Origin of the sequence: Polynucleobacter sp. JS-JIR-II-c23, from assembly GCF_035011225.1 — a bacterium.
GTDB lineage: Bacteria > Pseudomonadota > Gammaproteobacteria > Burkholderiales > Burkholderiaceae > Polynucleobacter.
The window spans coordinates 1,816,060-1,834,364 of the sequence record NZ_JAYGQT010000001.1; the positions used below are offsets into that span (position 1 = coordinate 1,816,060).

19 protein-coding genes are annotated in these 18,305 nt (G+C 39.9%); 1 reads left to right on the plus strand and 18 read right to left on the minus strand.

What is annotated here, in order from left to right:
* Position 1: 1 nt before the first annotated feature.
* The 14 genes from VC159_RS09265 to VC159_RS09330 all read right to left on the minus strand — a co-directional run bounded on the left by VC159_RS09265 (position 2) and on the right by VC159_RS09330 (position 15,462).
* Positions 2-859 carry a hypothetical protein gene (locus VC159_RS09265; protein WP_323473381.1) on the minus strand — a complete coding sequence of 286 codons (858 nt, stop codon included), beginning with the start codon at positions 857-859 and terminating at the stop codon, positions 2-4.
* Positions 859-1,305, minus strand: coding sequence for a hypothetical protein (locus VC159_RS09270; protein WP_323473382.1), 447 nt, complete (start codon positions 1,303-1,305; stop codon positions 859-861). Before VC159_RS09270 ends, VC159_RS09265 begins: the two co-directional genes overlap by 1 nt.
* Before the next feature lie 106 nt (positions 1,306-1,411).
* Positions 1,412-2,233, minus strand: a complete 822-nt coding sequence (locus VC159_RS09275; RefSeq protein ID WP_323473383.1) for a hypothetical protein — start codon at positions 2,231-2,233, stop codon at positions 1,412-1,414.
* A gap of 336 nt (positions 2,234-2,569) precedes the next feature.
* A complete protein-coding gene (locus VC159_RS09280; protein WP_323473384.1) occupies positions 2,570-3,622 on the minus strand; it encodes a hypothetical protein in 1,053 nt (350 codons plus the stop codon).
* An 8-nt stretch (positions 3,623-3,630) separates the two neighbouring features.
* On the minus strand, positions 3,631-4,935 hold the full coding sequence (locus tag VC159_RS09285) for a flippase (RefSeq protein ID WP_323473385.1): 1,305 nt from the start codon (positions 4,933-4,935) through the stop codon (positions 3,631-3,633).
* Complete coding sequence (locus VC159_RS09290; RefSeq protein WP_323473386.1) at positions 4,928-5,890, minus strand: UDP-glucuronic acid decarboxylase family protein; 963 nt, start codon at positions 5,888-5,890, stop codon at positions 4,928-4,930. The genes VC159_RS09285 and VC159_RS09290 overlap by 8 nt, the downstream gene beginning before the upstream one ends.
* Positions 5,891-5,916: 26 nt before the next feature.
* Positions 5,917-7,083 (minus strand): nucleotide sugar dehydrogenase, encoded by a 1,167-nt coding sequence (locus VC159_RS09295; RefSeq protein WP_323473387.1) that lies wholly within the window; start codon positions 7,081-7,083, stop codon positions 5,917-5,919.
* A 115-nt stretch (positions 7,084-7,198) separates the two neighbouring features.
* Positions 7,199-8,035, minus strand: coding sequence for a Wzz/FepE/Etk N-terminal domain-containing protein (locus tag VC159_RS09300; RefSeq protein WP_323473388.1), 837 nt, complete (start codon positions 8,033-8,035; stop codon positions 7,199-7,201).
* Between the two features lie 205 nt (positions 8,036-8,240).
* Complete coding sequence (locus tag VC159_RS09305; RefSeq protein WP_323473389.1) at positions 8,241-9,641, minus strand: O-antigen ligase family protein; 1,401 nt, start codon at positions 9,639-9,641, stop codon at positions 8,241-8,243.
* 243 nt (positions 9,642-9,884) lie between these two features.
* A complete protein-coding gene (locus VC159_RS09310) occupies positions 9,885-10,775 on the minus strand; it encodes a DUF6492 family protein (RefSeq protein ID WP_323473390.1) in 891 nt (296 codons plus the stop codon).
* Complete coding sequence (gene fcl, locus VC159_RS09315; RefSeq protein ID WP_323473391.1) at positions 10,768-11,748, minus strand: GDP-L-fucose synthase; 981 nt, start codon at positions 11,746-11,748, stop codon at positions 10,768-10,770. The genes VC159_RS09310 and fcl overlap by 8 nt, the downstream gene beginning before the upstream one ends.
* 28 nt (positions 11,749-11,776) lie before the next feature.
* Positions 11,777-12,907 carry a GDP-mannose 4,6-dehydratase gene (gene gmd / locus VC159_RS09320; protein ID WP_323473392.1) on the minus strand — a complete coding sequence of 377 codons (1,131 nt, stop codon included), beginning with the start codon at positions 12,905-12,907 and terminating at the stop codon, positions 11,777-11,779.
* 27 nt (positions 12,908-12,934) lie between these two features.
* Positions 12,935-13,915 (minus strand): GDP-mannose 4,6-dehydratase, encoded by a 981-nt coding sequence (locus VC159_RS09325; RefSeq protein ID WP_323473393.1) that lies wholly within the window; start codon positions 13,913-13,915, stop codon positions 12,935-12,937.
* 32 nt (positions 13,916-13,947) lie between these two features.
* Positions 13,948-15,462: a mannose-1-phosphate guanylyltransferase/mannose-6-phosphate isomerase gene (locus VC159_RS09330; protein ID WP_323473394.1), complete on the minus strand. Its 1,515-nt coding sequence runs from the start codon at positions 15,460-15,462 to the stop codon at positions 13,948-13,950.
* 248 nt (positions 15,463-15,710) lie between these two features.
* Here VC159_RS09330 and VC159_RS09335 point away from each other — a divergent pair, with 248 nt between their 5' ends.
* Complete coding sequence (locus tag VC159_RS09335; protein WP_216264144.1) at positions 15,711-15,860, plus strand: hypothetical protein; 150 nt, start codon at positions 15,711-15,713, stop codon at positions 15,858-15,860.
* 27 nt (positions 15,861-15,887) lie between these two features.
* On the opposite strand, the gene VC159_RS09340 is transcribed toward VC159_RS09335, so the two are convergent.
* The 4 genes from VC159_RS09340 to VC159_RS09355 form a co-directional block, all read right to left on the minus strand.
* Entirely contained in the window at positions 15,888-16,430 is a 543-nt protein-coding gene (locus VC159_RS09340) for an HPP family protein (protein WP_323473395.1), read from the minus strand.
* Positions 16,431-16,495: 65 nt separating this feature from the next.
* A complete protein-coding gene (locus VC159_RS09345) occupies positions 16,496-17,080 on the minus strand; it encodes a PIN domain-containing protein (RefSeq protein WP_323473396.1) in 585 nt (194 codons plus the stop codon).
* 4 nt (positions 17,081-17,084) lie between these two features.
* Positions 17,085-17,699, minus strand: a complete 615-nt coding sequence (locus tag VC159_RS09350; protein ID WP_323473397.1) for a helix-turn-helix domain-containing protein — start codon at positions 17,697-17,699, stop codon at positions 17,085-17,087.
* A gap of 127 nt (positions 17,700-17,826) precedes the next feature.
* The gene (locus VC159_RS09355; RefSeq protein WP_323473398.1) at positions 17,827-18,135 is read right to left on the minus strand and encodes a high-potential iron-sulfur protein; all 309 of its coding nucleotides are present in this window, start codon (positions 18,133-18,135) and stop codon (positions 17,827-17,829) included.
* Positions 18,136-18,305: the final 170 nt, after the last annotated feature.

Consider the following 18,305-nt stretch of genomic DNA (forward strand, 5'->3'; position numbering starts at 1 on the left):
TTTAGAAAAACCCAAATTTCTTATATTTTTTTATTCTCCAACCTAAAGAATATTTAACTCTTTTCATAAAAAAAATTATTTCTTCAATAATAGTTCTATTTATAAATTGCTTATAGCCAATCAATCGTCCTCCCCGATTAACAAACCTCTGAGATATACCATGCTCCGTTAATATGGAGAATAATTTTTTGGAAAAATAATTATAATTTTCTAGTGATAATTTTTCATGCAAATACCATTTTGGACCACCATGATTTTTGTACAACCATCCCTCAATTACTTTATAGTATTCAATATCTTTATACTCACCTAATAAGACGCTACTACAATTTGGTGTTTTATTAAATAATTTATATAAATTATCATCAGGGTTTAATACATTTATAAAGTCTAAAGCTGATTTATTTAAAAAAATAAAATAAGTGGAAATATAGTAACTATCAATAGATTTGTAAAAGTAAGGCCCTTGACTGCGTATTAAATCAAGATCACCAAACATAACTGGGGTTTCAAATTCCTGGGCCATAAAGATCCCGGCTCTAATTGCATTTCTCATTGGAATATCAAACGCTCTATTGCTCAACATGGTTTGATTTGATAAAACTATTCCAGAAATCTCTTTTGAACTTGTGTTCAGTTTTAAATATTCTAGCCCAGTAATCCATCCACTAAATTCGCGATATTCATTTCCTGAACTTAGCTTTATATAATTTTGATTAGTGATATTTTTTTGAATTGTATTATCCGTGATAATAACTTTAAAATTACCATTAAAGCACTCATTACCAATCCAAGAGAGAAACTTTAAATTTACTTGTTCGCTGTATTCGCCAACTTGCTGATGGATAAAATAAAACATTAGAAAATCTTTTGTGACCTAGTTTTAGGAGTTCTGCTTGAAAAAATTTCAATCGGTAAGTTGTAATTAAATTTTCTAGTCCTCCTATGTTGAATATAGTCAATCATTGGATCGATTGCTCCGTCTAATGTTAAAGATGTTTTATAGCAGAATATATCTCTAATTTTATTTTCAGAGTTTGTTGCATATTTAATTACTCGAGTCATGCCATCCACCAAGATGGGCTTCAGATCAATATTCAATTTTGTAGCTATAAGTTCAGTAAGCTCATTAATTGCTAACAATTTCTCATTTGGCCTATTGCTGAAAAAGCCTCCTGCTGCTAATAGATTAGCAGCAAACTTAATAAGATAACTGACATCACCCTCAATGGAAAAGAAATATTGAACCCGCGTTCTTTCACTGAAGATAATAGGCTCGCAGCTCAGAAGCATCAAGTACATCATAATTGAAGCCACATTCCGATATAAATTGCAATATTTCTGCCTGGGATAACAATCTTGGGAGGAGCGATAATCACAATCCTGAAATCATTCGCATTAGCTAAACTTTTCATACTACTTTCTTATGGTGGCTATCCCAATCAATTAACGGGGCCAAGTAATCAATATCACCATGGGTAGATAAAGATGGCATAGGGGATACAAGAGTTCTACCTAGAAAGTTTAAGTCATTAAATATTTCTTCATCATAGGGATGTTTAGATTTTGTCCATTTTAAAAAAATCTCTTTATCAACCTTCACTTGACCGGCGAGCGTAGCGAAAGTCATAGTTGTTGAAAAAATCTTTCTCCAATGGGATTTGGATGTAACCGATATTTGACTCTTAGCCTGATAATTTATCAAGCAATTTACATTATATCTATCAGGATGATCGTATAACGTAACGTAATCTGCAATTGTCAAACCCTCGATAATTGCGTCGAGAGATTCAGGCCTATGCATATAATCATTTTCCAAAAAGTATACTGGTTCTTCATTATCTAATTTAGATGCCATATCCAAGGTTAGATTAAAAGTTCCTGCCCCATGCCCAATAGATACCTCTTTTATTGACTTTTCAGGAATATATCGCCGAATCATCCCCAAGGTTTCCGTTGAGCAATTATCAGCTACAACATTCCAATTACATCTAATCAATGGAAAAGTATGCAGGGCATTTTTCAAGCAATTTTCATTGTTAATGTAGCTTGCCTTTAATTTGGGGTAGCCTGCGTCGCTAATTCTATAAAAAATAGTTAGTTTTTTATTTGGGTCTATTGCCCTAACACCACGAGCAGATTGCCGTAAGAACCTAAAGCGCACTCTATCTACTCTCGTAACAATTTTTGTAAATACCTTGGGAAGATACTTCAAAAGCTTAACTAACATCATTTACCTCCATTTAAAGCCCTCAAATGCGCTCTTCCGAATTTTAAAGTAGGACTCCATGTAACTATCTTCTGACCACTTATTCCATAACTTCAAAGTAAATATATTGGGATGTATATTATTTTTACTAACAAACCCAATTTTTTTATTAATTTTTTTAATTCGAATATTTGGGTGGGCGGTTTGAATTTTTAAACTACTGCCATCATCAGAATTATCTTCAACAAGTGCTTTTTCAGGTGAATTTTTTTTGATATAATTATACATAAAATTAATGCAATCTTAAGTTAATTAATTTTAGATGCAATTAAAAAATAATTAAGGATTTTCATATATTAATTATGTGATTAAATTTTTTGAGTAATGATAGAATTTTTGTATTAAATTATAAATTTTATTAAAAATATTCAAATATTTTTTATTTTTTTTATTTAAGAAGTATGAGACTCTAAATCTAAGGTCTTCATATGGTCTATTAATTATAAATATTATCCTAATAATTATATTACTAAATAAAATAGTAGCAAATAAATTATTCCAATTTCTACAAATTTTCATTATTTTTTTGGATGTTGACGCGCTGTAATATTCAGAATCATATTTTATATATAACCCCATATGCTCTGAAAATTTTCCATGAGACCATGTTGTATGCGTATCAAACTCTCTAACCGAATACATCATGTAGGGCATATATTTTATTTTAAGCATAGCTAAGTCTGTTTTTATTCTATGGTATATATATTTTTCATGGTTCCACTTGTTATAAAATTCCATTTCTGAGTATAATTTTTCCGGGTTTTTTAATATCGGCTCTATTATTCCAAAATACCCTTTTATTGTCTCTTTCTTCATTACAACATGTCTGTCGGAATACCCTCCATAATGCTCTCCATAAGGCAAGCCAATTTCATGATTTTTAAAGAAGGCTATTGGAGGGTGCGGTAACTCCCATATAAAATCTGACCTAGTAATAACAAACCAATCGTATTTCTCAAGGATTTCCTCATCCATTAGATGGTTCATTAAATGCCATTTGAAATATAACAATAATCCAGAGGATCCGGGCTGCTCATTCACATCTTTTATGCTCCCCAACCAATCACTGCCAATCCTCATCAACCTCCTCCAATTCGGAAGATTTATACTAGTATCTGATATTATTTTTTTCTGTAATTCATCATATGCAATTCCATAATCCTGATATTCTGTATGAACCCATTTAAATTCAGCATTTTTCCAAAAATTATTTTTTTCACTATTTAAATCTGACTCACCAATACATAAAGCTAAGTCAGCATCTAATTCATTCAAAACATATTTATTAAAGTTATCCCATGTCAACTTATCAGCTCTTGCTTGGCCTAATATTATAACTAGTGTTTTTTTCATAAAATTTTTTATAGAAATCTATAGGGGGCAATTATTGATTTTAATTGCAAATATAATATTTTCTTAGAAAATATTATATTTGAAAGTATGGCAGATCCAGCCTGCGATAATACGGCAACTATTGCTACACCAATTAATCCATACATAGGAATTAATATAATGTTTCCAACAATACATATAGTTGCACCAATAATTGTTTTATACAATCCCATCAATGCCTTTCTTTCATTCATAATCCATAGTCCTTGAGCAACTCCAAGACATATAAATAAATTTGTAAAGGCATATATTCTAATAACATTTATTCCACTTTCATACTTCGCTCCATAAAGTAATTCAACAATAATACTTGATGTCAAACACACGAATATGCTTATTATCCAACCCATAAGTGAGAATGCTGAAAATATTTTTCTAATGCTCGACCGATACCCTTCTTCGCTATTTATTTTTAAGCTTGCTAAATATGGGGCAAGCACTCCTGAAATGGCGATTGGAAAGAACTGCCATGCGGTTGCCAGTTGAATTGTGGCTGCATATACCCCTAATTCATATGTGCCTAAGTATTTTTTAATAATTAGTTGATCAATTCTCATATAAATTATTATTGATATACCACTTGCCATATATATCCACCCCTCATTGACTAATTTTTTAGCCATATTTATGGTTGCGAAAATTGTATATTTACATGGATACTTTTTGTAAGCATATATTAGCAACATAGCGATTATCAAGCTCTCACAAGCAATCAACCATGCAAACATAATTAGTTCAAATTTTAATATTATTAGGATTATTTTGAATCCATTCGTCACTATATGTGCAGTAATCCTTGAAAAAACTCCTCTTTTATTTTGACTTTGACTTTGGAACCATAAATCAATAACATCCGCCGATTGAAAGAGTAATGATGTTCCTATCAATGCCATTAGGATTGTTGAGCGGCTATCAAAACCATCTAAGTATGCGGTTATCAAAATAGCAACTAACCAAATGGAAGCTCCGCATATAAAGCGCACTGCAACAGCAGTTCCCAATATTTCTGCTGCTTTACTCTTATCTACAGCAATATCTCTAACTACTATCCCTTCTAATCCCATAATTGCAATTGCTTGGAGTAAATTAACCAACGCCAATGTGTATGCTAATTCACCAAATTCAAGGGGGCCCAGATATCTTGCAACCCACGCTCCGACGAGGAGCCCAAAAACGACTCTTATTAACTTCTCTAGAAATAACCAAAAAGAATTCTTAATTACTGATTTATTTTTATTAATAATTCTGTTTAAAAAATAAAAATTATTAAACATCTTTATGCAATTGCTTCTTAAAGTAGGCAATAGTCTCTTTAAGACCATCCTCAAGATTTACCTTTGGCTCCCAACCCAGCTTGTCCTTAGCTAATTCGATGTTGGGTTTACGCTGCTTTGGATCATCAGACGGTAAAGGCTGATAAACGATCTTTGATTTACTATCAGAGAGCTTAAGAATTGTTTCAGCCAACTGCAGCATAGTGAACTCACCAGGGTTGCCAATGTTGACTGGCCCAGTAAAGCCTGGTTCTGAGTTCATCATTTTGACCATGGCATCAATCAAGTCATCAACATAGCAAAAGCTTCTAGTTTGCTGACCATCACCATAAATCGTGATGTCTTTGCCTTGTAATGCCTGAACAATAAAGTTGCTGACAACACGGCCATCATTGGGGTGCATACGAGGACCATAGGTATTGAAGATACGTACGACTTTGATATCTAGATTGTGCTGGCGGTTGTAATCAAAAAAGAGGGTTTCAGCACAGCGCTTGCCTTCATCGTAGCAAGACCGAATACCAATAGGGTTGACCTTGCCCCAATACTCTTCTGGCTGAGGATGCACCTCTGGATCACCATAGACTTCACTAGTAGAGGCTTGCAAAATCCTAGCCCTAGTTCTTTTGGCTAGGCCCAGCATATTAATGGCGCCATGCACACTCGTTTTAGTGGTTTGCACTGGGTCATATTGATAGTGGACCGGAGATGCTGGGCAAGCGAGGTTATAGATCTGATTGGTTTCTACATATAGCGGAAAGGTTACATCGTGACGCATGAGCTCTAGCTTAGGGTTTGAGAGTAAGTGGGCCAGGTTCTCTTTGGTACCTGTGAAATAGTTATCTACTACCAAGACATCATTACCCTCTTTGAGGAGCTTCTCAGTGAGGTGGGAACCTAAAAAGCCTGCGCCACCAGTGATGAGGATTTTGTTACTTTGATTGTAATTTTGCATAATTTTTATTTTTTGAACTTGGGAGATCAATCCCCTCCAAATAAGTCGCGCGTATAAACTTTAGCTGCCATATCATTTAATTCATCAACTAAACGGTTAGCTACGATAATATCGGCTCGCTTTTTGAATTCAACCAAGTTATCGAGTACTTCAGAGTTAAAAAATTCCTTTTGCTCCAAAATAGGCTCATACACAATCACCTCAACGCCCTTCGCTTTGAGTCGCTGCATAATCCCCTGAATACTAGAGGCACGCCAGTTATCAGATCCCGCCTTCATGATGAGGCGGTAGATTCCGACTACTTTAGGCTTTCGCTTCAAAATATCCTGCGCAATAAAATCCTTGCGCGTTGAGTTGGAATTCACAATCGCTTGCATGAGGTTCTGCGGCACATCTTGATAGTTGGCCAATAACTGCTTAGTATCCTTTGGCAAACAATAGCCGCCATAACCAAAGGAAGGGTTGTTGTAGTGGGATCCGACGCGAGGATCCAAGCCTACACCCTCAATAATCTGCCGGGTATCCAAACCATGGATCGCCGCATAGGTATCTAACTCATTAAAGTAAGCCACCCGCATCGCTAAATAGGTATTGGCAAAAAGCTTAATAGCCTCAGCTTCTGTCGGGTTCGTAAAGAGCGTTGGAATGTCTTTCTTAATGGCACCCTCTTTAAGAAGATCCGCAAAGACTTTAGCTCGCTCGGACCGCTCACCCACCACGATCCGTGAAGGGTGCAAATTATCGTAAAGCGCTTTACCCTCCCTTAAAAACTCAGGAGAAAAAATAATACTTTGGCAATTGAGTTTCTTGCGCAGTTGCTCCACATATCCAACCGGAATAGTTGATTTGATTATCATCACCGCCTTGGGATTAATAGCTATCACATCCCGCGCTACCGCCTCAACTGAACCCGTATTAAAATAGTTCGTAGCTTCATCGTAATCAGTAGGTGTCGCAATGATGACAAAGTCAGCTCCGATATAAGCTTCTTCTTTATTAAGGGTAGCTTTTAAGTTGAGAGTTTTTGTTTGAAGATAATCTTCGATCTCCACATCTGTAATGGGGGACACTCGGCGGCTTAGGAAATCAACGCGCTCAGGAGCAATATCCAAAGAAACAACTTCATGCGATTGAGAGAGCAAAATTGCATTGGATAGTCCAACATATCCGGTTCCAACAACTGCAATCTTCATGAGGACTTTCTGTGAATAAGTGCTGATAGCTATTTTTTTAATTTATTAAATACTCAATAAAGTATTAAGCCCGCTAGCGCCCGATCTCGCGCCCATGATTATCTCAAGGTCGCCATTATTTTGACCCCTTCGCCAGATTTGACTGCTGGAGAAATTTTCGACCTAATGCGAAAAGTATTCCCAGGGAAAAACCTACCACCAAACCTGCGGCTAAACTCATTGTCTTTTTAGGTGAGACGGGTCGCTCTGAAACATAAATCGGTGAATCTAGGCGGGTACCCCTGCTTTTGACCGATTTAATCAGATCGACCATCTTTTCACGATCCGTTAAAAAATAGGTCAACTCATCGCGCGCAGATAAATAGGCTGCCGACATGGCGCTTCCTGATTGATCTGCTTTTGCAATTAATTTTCTGGCGCCCTCAATATGCTCATTATCGGATGCAAGCTTGCTTTCGGCCTCTTCAACAAAAACTTTGGAAAGCCGCTCTTGCATCTGAGAAATTTGCACAAAAATTGCCTGAGCACAGCTTGCAGCCAGATCAGGGCTGGGCGCCAGAATCTTTAGCTCTACTGTATTAGTAACACCCTTGGGGATCGAAAATTTAGCCCCTTTGGATAGGGCTAAAGCCGCTTGGGGTTGATCTTGATAACCGCAATCGCCAATGACCTTCGGGGAATAATTGGTGGGGAACTGCATCCTTGAAATCAGGGAGAAAGGATCCTCTACGGCTGTGCCAAAGGGGTTTGAGGGGTTGACTTGTGAAATTTGCGCCATGCGAATCTGGGCAGTGGCCTCAAACATGGGTGGAGTCACCACAATATAACTAACAGCGCAAATTAGGCCCAAAAAAGATGATAATCCAATGATTTTCCAGGACTTTTTAATAAAATCAACTATTTCTAACAGGGAAATTTTCTGCCCATCTTCCTGCAAGTAAGAGTGCTGCATAAGCCTATAACCCCTAAAAAGCTATAAAATTCAAACCCATTGTAGCAGTTTCGGTCCAGCAAAACGCCTAAAAAATTTGGTACTTTGTGATCTGCATGCCCTTTATTTCATAGGGTATTGCTTGCTACTTTATTTACCGCCCTACACTCTAAGGCAATACACTAATTTTCCTAAAAGAAATGGGCACTAGCCATCCCCCAAATCCTTACTTGGGGATAGCATCTGGGTTGCTATTATTAATACTTAATGCGCTTACCCAAAGAACCAGGAAAATAATGGCATTGATTCCAGATTCGGCTGACACCTCCTTTGTGGTCATCACCAGGGCCATTGAAGCCAACCCCCAGCGACCAATCAAGCTCCATGGAGCTTTTGAGTGAATGCTATAGAACCATCCCGATATTACAGCGAGCACTAGAAGAAGTAGACCGGGTAACCCATAGCCCAAGCCAAAATCCAACCAAGCGCTATGCGTCCAACTCAAGTCAGAATCCGGCCACTTTTCCTTACCTAAGGCGGCAAAAGAAAGACTCATCAATCCATAGCCCAAAGGGTTTTCTATTAATAGGCGTGAGCCCACAGTAGCCCAGGCAAGACGACTATAATTTGAGTCTGACGGAACTTGGCCAAGCTCATTAATGGGATATCCCTTGTTCCGATTTTTCCAGTTGTCGTAGCGGTCAATTTGGGCGGCAACCTTTGAGTCGGCTACGAGCGTTTGCCATTGGGGATTTTTGCTAACACTTAAACTGACCAAGCCCAAAGACACCGCAGCAACCGATAGCAATATCACCCCTCCACTCCAAGAAAGCCGTTTGAAATATTTGAAGAGAATGATGCCAAGTGATAGGGCTAGGAAAATCATCACATACACCATTCCAAACCGATCTGTCTCAATAAAGAACAGGGCAACCGTCAGAGGTAGGATCGCTAAATAAAACCAACTATTACGTAAGCCAAAATTACCTTGCTCTATGAACTGAACAATTCTTCCCAGAGCAATGGCAAAGGCAGGCAAACAGAAAAGCACATACCATGCCCGCGGGATACCAAAAGGTTGCTCACCACCTCCATAGGGAACTAGCAATAGATAGCTGGGAATTGGGTAGCCATAAGCACCTGCCAATTTGGCGTAGGCAAACTTGCCAAAATAAATTATGGTTGGCAAACAAAATCCTAGGTAGATAATTTGCCAATACCGACGAGACTTTCTTAAATCAGAGTAATTACTGGCAATTGCAAGGCCAAGGCCAAGAGCAAAGGGCAAACTAAGAGCGATTTTTTTCCAAATCTTGGCGTACTCCAAACTTTGTAGTGGATAATCTCTTCCAATCCAAAACAAGTGAATAGTGACCCAAATTAATAATAAGAAGATTAATGCTGTTGGCAATGCTCTTTTTTGCCAAAGCAAAAAACGATTCTGGTAAATCACCCAAAGCCCTAAAAGACTACCCAATCCCATTGCAAAGTGTCTTATAAAGACTGTATGGGGAAGTATCCAGACACCATACAAAAGCGCGAATAAAACACACATCATCAAAACAATCCCGTAAGGAATTTTTTGCATGGTACGCTGCGGATGTGATTGAGAAATTTGGCTATCCATATACTCATTTATTTAACAAAATTAACGCCGAATTACAGAAGCTATTTGCTAGAGATCGATACCACCCTAAGACAACTATATTCATAGCATTCGTAAAAATTTAAACTCATTATTGAAGGTTATATGAGAATCATTATTCCTAAAACTGGTTTTAAATAAGAGTGGCGAGGTATTTTTAAGAAGTAACTCTGATGGGTCACCCATAGAGCGCCTAATTAAAAGCAGTCAATACTCCAAATACTTTCAGATGAACTTACCTTCTAGACCTAGTTTTATTCTTCGATATGCCCTCCTAATCCCATTTCGAATCCCAGCCTTCATATCCCAACCTTCAAAACTAATAAAATCATAAGATTTAGATAAACCATTCCATACGGATTGTGATAGTTTTAATGGATTTCCAACCAAACTTAAGCCATTACGATACCAAGGACGCCCACTAATCATTATTTCGTCGTTATGATGATTCCATATCCAGGTTCCCAAGGTTTCAAATTCAGCAAAGCCTGCGGGTTCTGCCTTGTCTAAAAATGATAAGACCGCATCAATCCAAGGAAGTTGAGCACTTTGAGCTAATGCATTTGTTAATTCACGTGCCCAACTGACCTTCAAAATTAAGCTCTGCGCAATAAAGGAAAAGTTTTGCGTGCGCTTTAGGCCTAAGGCGCGTTCGATAAAGTCGAAATAAGACTTACGACACTCATCACCCTTGTAATAAGAAAATTGCCCATTGGAGTTTATAAATTCCAACTTCTTTAGGGGCACTGTGTCTGCATCCCAGATAAGCACTACATCTCGATCATCGTGCTTCAATACAGCGGATATTTTGACAAACTGCTGCAAATACCAACCCACCCGATCTTGATTCTCTGGCGTTAAGGTCTGAGCTATTTTTTCTTTTAGATTGCCAACAAAACGTGATTCTGCCTTAACTTGGTATGGCGTCTTAGTAACGGCGGTAAACATCTGCACTTGAGCATCGGGAACAATAACGGTGTAATGGTTGGCTGAGATAAATCGCACAATATTCTTTGCTGCAACCGTCCAAACATCAATATCCTTAATTGAGCAGACGGAAATTACCTCATCGATTACTGGAACCACAGGAGGCATCACTGGAGATACCTCAGGCATCCCTATGTCCCAGCAAAAATTCTGTGTAAGCCTGTTTTAGGCCTTCAGTTAACTGAACTTTTGGAGCCCAGCCCAAACCATTTAATCTGGATGAATCCATCCACTTACGTGGAGTGCCATCAGGCTTAGTAACATCAAAACCAATCTTGCCTTGATAGCCAACCGCCTGGCTTAACGCATTTGCCAATTCAGCAATAGATATATCACTACCGAAACCCACATTAATATGACTTTGCATCGGCTCGGTATGTTGATCGTAAATCTGTTTATCTAGATTCATGACAAATACCGATGCAGCAGCCATATCATCAACATACAAAAACTCACGCTTAGGTGTGCCAGTACCCCAAATCAATACTTCTGGAGCATTGCCAACTTTAGCCTCATGAAATCTTCTAATTAAAGCCGGAATCACATGGCTATTTTCAGGATGGTAGTTATCGCCAGGACCATAGAGGTTAGTAGGCATTACTGAGCGGTAGTCCACTCCATGTGACTGGCCATACTGGCGGTTATAACTTTCACACATCTTGATGCCAGCAATTTTTGCAATGGCATAAGGCTCATTGGTAGACTCTAACTTACCCATTAACAAAGCATCTTCATTCATCGGCTGAGGCGCTAATTTCGGATAAATACAGCTTGAACCCAAGAACAACAACTTCTTCACGCCATTTGAAAATGCTTGATGAATGACATTGCTCTGCACCATCAAGTTGTCATAAATAAACTCCGCAGGAAAAGTATTGTTGGCGTAAATACCACCTACTTTTGCAGCAGCTAAATAGACCTGATCAGGCTTTTCAGCAGCAAAGAAATCAGCGACTGCTGCTTGGTTCGTAAGATCTAGCTCCGCATGAGTACGCGTAACAATATTTGTTAATCCTTTAGCCTTTAAATCACGCAGAATGGCAGACCCCACCATACCGCGATGTCCAGCTACATAAATTTTCGGATTGCTTTCGAGAGTCATACGTTAAACCTCATACAAACTATTTCTATTAATTTTCTTTACCAACTGCTACTGAGTAGCCATGTTTCTGTAATAAAGCATGTTGCTTGGCTTGATCCAAATCATTGGCCACCATCTCCACAATCATTTCATCCAGAGTGATTTCTGGAACCCAACCTAATTTCTCTTTAGCCTTCGTTGGATCACCCAACAGAGTTTCAACCTCTGTAGGACGGTAGTAGCGTGGATCGATTTGCACAATCACATCACCCACTTTTAATGCCGGGGCTTTGTCGCCTTCGATGGCTGCAACGATACCTTTTTCTTTTTCTGCTTCACCCTCAAAACGCATAGTGATACCAAGTTGCTTAGCGCTACGAGTAATAAATTCACGCACTGTGAACTGCACACCAGTGGCAATCACAAAGTCATCCGGCTTATCTTGCTGAAGCATCAACCATTGCATGCGTACGTAATCTTTAGCATGACCCCAGTCACGCAGGGCATCAATATTGCCCATAAATAAGCATTTTTCAAGACCTTGCGCAATGTTAGCTAAACCACGAGTCACTTTGCGAGTCACAAAAGTCTCACCACGACGCTTAGACTCATGATTAAACAAAATACCATTACAGGCATACATGCCATAACCTTCGCGATAGTTCACGGTAATCCAGTAAGCGTATAACTTTGCAACAGCATATGGGCTTCTTGGATAGAAAGGTGTGGTCTCTTTTTGCGGAATTTCTTGAACCAAGCCATAGAGCTCAGAAGTAGATGCTTGATAGAAACGGGTTTTCTTTTCTAGACCCAAAATACGAATAGCTTCCAGGATACGCAATGGCCCCATTGCATCTACATCAGCCGTGTACTCAGGAGACTCAAAAGAAACTGCAACGTGAGACTGCGCGCCCAAGTTATAAATTTCATCTGGCTGACTCTCTTGAATGATGCGCACTAAGTTACTGGTGTCAGTTAAGTCACCATAATGCAAAATCAAATTTGGGTGATTCATATGAGGATCTTGATAGAGATGGTCGATACGATCAGTATTAAACGATGATGCACGGCGTTTAATACCATGAACGATATAACCCTTTTCTAATAAGAACTCAGCAAGATAGGATCCATCCTGTCCAGTAATACCTGTAATGAGAGCAACTTTTGATTTCGTATTCATAGTGTCGTGAATTAGTGTTTCTATTAATTAAATTGATTGATACATTTTTTTTACTACATTAATTCCAGTGGTTGACGCTTTCCAGCCAAACTCTTTAAATGCCTTGCTTGGATCAGCGCGACCGATCGCTAAATCTGTTGGGCGGAAGAGGCTTGGATCTTGAACTACATGATCCTTCCAATTGAGGCCGGCCTGATCAAATGCTGCTTTTACAAACTCTTCCAAGGTAATTGTGGTGCCAGTGGCTATAACAAAGTCTTGTGGCGTATCTTGTTGCAACATGAGCCACATTGCCTCTACATATTCTGGGGCCCAGCCCCAATCTCTAGAAATATCCAAACGCCCCAAGCTGAGCTTGTCCTGGCCACCTTGTGCAATACGCTTAACTGAGTGAATAATTTTTTGCGTTACAAAACGCTCTGGGCGCAATGGGGATTCGTGGTTAAACAGAATTCCCGTGCAAGCAAATAAGCCATAAGCATCACGATAGTTATTTACCAACCAATATGCCGAAGTTTTAGCAACCGCATAGGGGCTCATCGGATAGAACGGAGTAGTTTCAGTTGCAGGCTCGCCCTTAGTATCACCAAAGCATTCGCCTGAACCAGCGTGATAGATCTTGATCTTCTTATCCATCATGCGACAACCCTCAAGAATATTGAGGGTGCCTATCGTAATACTTTGAATCGTTTCTGCAGGCTGCTCAAAAGATAAGCCAACAGATGATTGTCCTGCGAGGTAATAGATCTCATCAGGATTACTCTTTCGTAACGCCATCAAGACACTACGAAAATCCTCAGGCACCATAGAAAGATATTGAATACGATCTGCTATTTCTAATTTTTTCAAGTTGCCGAAAGATGAGCCTTGCGCATCACGCGAAGTGCCGAAGACTTCATAACCCTTATCTAGTAGTAGCTTGGCTAAATAACTGCCATCCTGACCGCTAACCCCACATATAAGTGCAACGCGCTTACCTGTTTGGGTTGAATTGATTGATTGATTCATTGACTTAGTGGGTGATTTAGTGACTGAGCTATTTAGCGTCCGTAGTTATCTTCAAAGCGGACAATATCGTCTTCACCCAAATAGCTACCAGACTGAACCTCGATGATCTCCAATGGAGTTTTTCCTGGATTGGCAAGGCGATGAGTTTGGCCCTGCGGTATGTAGGTACTTTGATTTTCAGAGAGCAAAATGACTTTTTCACCATTGGTAATTTCAGCAGTACCTTTAACCACAATCCAGTGCTCGGCACGATGGTGATGCATCTGCAATGACAAGCTAGCGCCTGGTTTTACCTGAATGCGCTTCACCTTAAAGCGCTCACCCTCATCCACGCTGTCATACCAACCCCAGGGTCTTGCTACCTTGCGGTGAAGATTCTTCTCTTCACGCTTTTGTTTTTCTAGCTGATTAACGATGTGTTTCACATCTTGGCTATTAGAGCGGTGCGCAACCAATACAGCATCGGCAGTTTCAATAATGACTAAGTTATCCACGCCCACTGCACTTACTAAACGACTACTCGCATGCACCAAAGAGTTACTCGCATCGCTAAGTAGGGTATCGCCAGAGGTAACATTACCTTGATCATCTTTTTTACCTACCTGCCATACCGCATCCCAAGCACCTAAATCATTCCAGCCCGCATTGAGTTCGACCATCTTGATGCTGAATTGACTGCTTGCATTACCGGGACATTTTTCAATAACTGCGTAGTCAATCGATTCACTCGGAATTGTTTTAAAGATATCTTTATCGGGACGAACAAACTCGGTATCACCCGCGCGATCTACCTTACGTGCAACCCAAGCAGTCTCGGTTGCACCATAAATATCGGAACGAAATTCTTTCAAAGCAGCAAGCCAAGTGCTGGCGCGCAGCACAAACATGCCGCCATTCCAAAAGTAATTTCCATCATCCAAATAACTTTGCGCAGTCTTGGCATCCGGTTTTTCTACAAATTGCTCAACGGTGTATTCACCATGGGATCCTTGTTGGCCCATTTTCTTGATATAGCCGTAACCCGTTTCCGGGGCGCTTGCTGTAATACCTAAGATGGCAATCGTCTTTGCGCTGGAATCCGCTTTTACAACTTCGACACATTCATTGAGTGCTTTAGTAAACGCCGCACCATTTTGGATGGTTTGATCTGCCGGTGTAATGACCAAGATCGGATCAATGGGGTTGCCACTGCCATCTTTTTGCTCGCTAGCGTACAAAGCGGCCAAGCTTAATGCTGGTGCCGTATTACGCCCCTCTGGTTCTAAAAGCAAAGTTGCTTTAATGCTGGGCATTTCTCTTAATTGATCAAGCACCAAGAAACGATGCTCTTCATTGGTCACAATTAAAGTGGGTCCAATATCATTCTTAGAGAGCGTATTTAAACGCTCTACCGCCTGCTGAAATAAGCTCTTGCCAGAGTCATCACCAGACAACACCAAAAACTGCTTCGGAAATCCTGCGCGAGATAACGGCCATAGGCGTGTTCCAGATCCACCACAAAGGATGACCGGGATAACGGTATTAGCTGACAGTTTGGTTAAGCTCATCAATTAGCAAAGCATTTATGCTTTTTGTAAATATCCGGTGATTTTAAAGGTTTTAAGCAGCTATTTTCATGAAACTAGGGGTTAACAATGGATTTAACTTCATTTAACCCATGATTACCCCTGAACCCAAAAAAATCACTAGAATTATCAGCAGCGCAAGATAGCGCTATTAAGCCCAAAGCCTAGATCTTAATGAGGGTCCTTGGGGCTTAAATTCACAATGAAAACCACTTATTACGGAGTCAATCATGACAACAGGCAATATCCCAAAAATCAACTTACGCAACTCTTTGACTGAATGCGGCCAATCCATTCGCAAAGAAAATGCCGGCAAATACCAAAACTACGCCATTAAGGACTGCAAAGCCTCAATCGCAGCCGGCAGAATCAGCAAATAAAGACTTGTCTTGAGTTAGAGCTGCCTGTTATTTAGGCGGCCTATTGGGGTAAGGTTTACCGGTCAGATTGCTGTAAACCGCCCCAGCCAATATCAAGAGCGCTGAATCCACCATCACCGGGAAAAAGGCATAGCGGTAATGCGTTATGCCTCCCAATACTGCAATTAAAGCCACTGCCGCCGCTGGCGGATGCAAGCAGCGCAGCATAAACATTCCCAAAATAGAGAGTGCAGCAGCCATTGGTAGAGCCAGTAATGGGCTTGAAAACAAGATTGCACAACTCACGCCAACCATGGCAGACAGGGTATTGCCAGCAATAACAGCCCAAGGCTGAGCCATTGGACTGCCAGGCAAGACAAAAACCAATAAAGCGCTTGCTCCTAATGAGGCCATCAGCCATTCATCGATACCACTAAGCTCTCTAAGGTACATAGCAATAGTGATCACTAACATCAGGCCTATAAAAGCCCCAATAGCTGAACGAAAACGCTCATACCAGGTCACAGGCGGTTGATCGCCACCCAAATAAAAGGAATAGCGCCTCGCCAGATTCCGAACGGTATTTTTCATTTCTTTACATTCACCCTTTTAATTCTGTAATTCATTAAACACTGAATTTCTACACTCTTGAGCGCTTAAATGAGCTCTATTGCTTCTTTTAGTTTTGCTGCCGTTGATGTTAGACCTGATCTCCCATAACTATCGAGCAATTCTTGCGCAGAGTATGGGGGATTTTTTAATCTTAAGCGTATATGTTTAATGGCAGTTAACGCTTGATAGGGTATGAGGTCCAATTGATGGCAAATAAAGTCATCAGGATGAATTGCCTCAATATCGTATTGATCCAATAAGTGACTTGGAAAATCTTTGACATTGAAGGTGACAATGCTATCAGCATGCCCAGCAATTGCAGCAGCTAAAACATGTCTGTCATCCATGTCAGGTAGATTAAGGGCCTCAATTAAAGATTGATACTTTTCTTTTTCTACTTCCCAGTCGGGAATAGCCACCCTCTGTCTATTGCACCTCTTAAGAACCTGCTCTGGCGTTAAATCACCTCTATCGAGAAGCAGGTTTCGTGTCCATTCTTCGTCTATATCCTGAGACCATTTTGCGGTGAATAAACCCTCAATACAAAACTGCGCAAGGATGTCAAACACATTGACTGGATACATTACATTTGCATCCAGTATTGCCGTGTATCTCGCCGTACCCGCCATCGATTTAGTAGCCTAAGTTTAATTCTTGAGCTTGATCAGCCATTTCTTGCATGGCAACCTCTTGCTCAAACCTCATCTTAGATTTGTATTCCAATAAATCCTCATACGCCACTCTTCTATGAGATCCCACCATCGTGAATCTTATTTTCTTATCTTTTAAAAGCTTGGTAAGAAATGGTCTAGAAACATTTAAGATTTGAGCCGCCTCAACAGTCGTTAACAAGTGGCCTTGAGGCACTAGAAAAATAGGCTTTTTCTCCGCCATAGAGCCAAGCACATTTGCTATTAAGCGCAACACTTTTGGCGGCAGCTCCAAGATGGGTGTATCCACTCCGATAGAATTTTCTTTTTCAGTAAGCAATGCAATCTTATTTGCTTTGGAGTGATCAAGCGCCATCATCATGCATCTTGTGGCAGAGCGCACAAGCTCAGACTCTGAATCATTCAATATTGGCTCTTCAATATTTCTATCCAATGTTGCAGGCATTTTTACTCCATATGTGAGGGTATCTAGTTGCAATCTTTCTTTGAAGATCTGCATGTAGTGTAATGCAACTACTGTAATAAGTGAAACAAATGAAATAACTGTACTTAAAGGATAGTTTTTCAATATGACCACAAGAAACAGGCTGCGACTACCCTTGGACGATAGTGCCGCTTAAATGAAGTCCCTTTTGGCAAAAAAAAGACCGCCTAAGCGGTCATTTTTAATCCTCGGGATACCGATTGGCTTTGAGAGCTTTGAATTAAGCCTTCTTAGCGTAAGCAGAGCACCAGCCTTTGCCAACAACTTGCTTGCCAGCAAACAAGGAGCAACCACCTGCAGCTGCGTCAGCTTTACCTTGGAACAATGCACAGTTGCTGCATTGCTGTCCAGCAGCGTACTTTGCGTACTTTGCTTTATCTACCTTGGAGGCATCAGCCTTGTAGCCCAATGCAGCAGCTTGTGGATCAGTTTCTGCAACCATAGCTTGAGCTTGAACTTTACCGTTCAAAGCCAATGTACAAGCACCAGCAGCAGACAAAATCATAAATTGGCGACGACTATTTTTCATGGATTCTCCAAAAAATAAAACAGCGAATGTTGTGCAATAACAATGCACCCTAAAAACTAGAGGTGATCATAGTGGAGAAGGATTAATCAAGCTACCCACCCCGTAAGTACATGATTTATATAAAGATATAGATGAGAATTATTCTCAAATATTGCATTGCAAGATTACTT

Bases quoted from the DNA above. Each gene is read 5' to 3' on its own strand.
- VC159_RS09265 (WP_323473381.1), bottom strand. From the start codon at position 859: ATGTTTTATTTTATCCATCAGCAAGTTGGCGAATACAGCGAACAAGTA.
- VC159_RS09270 (WP_323473382.1), bottom strand. From the start codon at position 1,305: ATGATGTACTTGATGCTTCTGAGCTGCGAGCCTATTATCTTCAGTGAA.
- VC159_RS09275 (WP_323473383.1), bottom strand. From the start codon at position 2,233: ATGATGTTAGTTAAGCTTTTGAAGTATCTTCCCAAGGTATTTACAAAA.
- VC159_RS09280 (WP_323473384.1), bottom strand. From the start codon at position 3,622: ATGAAAAAAACACTAGTTATAATATTAGGCCAAGCAAGAGCTGATAAG.
- VC159_RS09285 (WP_323473385.1), bottom strand. From the start codon at position 4,935: ATGTTTAATAATTTTTATTTTTTAAACAGAATTATTAATAAAAATAAA.
- VC159_RS09290 (WP_323473386.1), bottom strand. From the start codon at position 5,890: ATGCAAAATTACAATCAAAGTAACAAAATCCTCATCACTGGTGGCGCA.
- VC159_RS09295 (WP_323473387.1), bottom strand. From the start codon at position 7,083: ATGAAGATTGCAGTTGTTGGAACCGGATATGTTGGACTATCCAATGCA.
- VC159_RS09300 (WP_323473388.1), bottom strand. From the start codon at position 8,035: ATGCAGCACTCTTACTTGCAGGAAGATGGGCAGAAAATTTCCCTGTTA.
- VC159_RS09305 (WP_323473389.1), bottom strand. From the start codon at position 9,641: ATGGATAGCCAAATTTCTCAATCACATCCGCAGCGTACCATGCAAAAA.
- VC159_RS09310 (WP_323473390.1), bottom strand. From the start codon at position 10,775: ATGCCTGAGGTATCTCCAGTGATGCCTCCTGTGGTTCCAGTAATCGAT.
- fcl (WP_323473391.1), bottom strand. From the start codon at position 11,748: ATGACTCTCGAAAGCAATCCGAAAATTTATGTAGCTGGACATCGCGGT.
- gmd (WP_323473392.1), bottom strand. From the start codon at position 12,907: ATGAATACGAAATCAAAAGTTGCTCTCATTACAGGTATTACTGGACAG.
- VC159_RS09325 (WP_323473393.1), bottom strand. From the start codon at position 13,915: ATGAATCAATCAATCAATTCAACCCAAACAGGTAAGCGCGTTGCACTT.
- VC159_RS09330 (WP_323473394.1), bottom strand. From the start codon at position 15,462: ATGAGCTTAACCAAACTGTCAGCTAATACCGTTATCCCGGTCATCCTT.
- VC159_RS09335 (WP_216264144.1), top strand. From the start codon at position 15,711: ATGACAACAGGCAATATCCCAAAAATCAACTTACGCAACTCTTTGACT.
- VC159_RS09340 (WP_323473395.1), bottom strand. From the start codon at position 16,430: ATGAAAAATACCGTTCGGAATCTGGCGAGGCGCTATTCCTTTTATTTG.
- VC159_RS09345 (WP_323473396.1), bottom strand. From the start codon at position 17,080: ATGGCGGGTACGGCGAGATACACGGCAATACTGGATGCAAATGTAATG.
- VC159_RS09355 (WP_323473398.1), bottom strand. From the start codon at position 18,135: ATGAAAAATAGTCGTCGCCAATTTATGATTTTGTCTGCTGCTGGTGCT.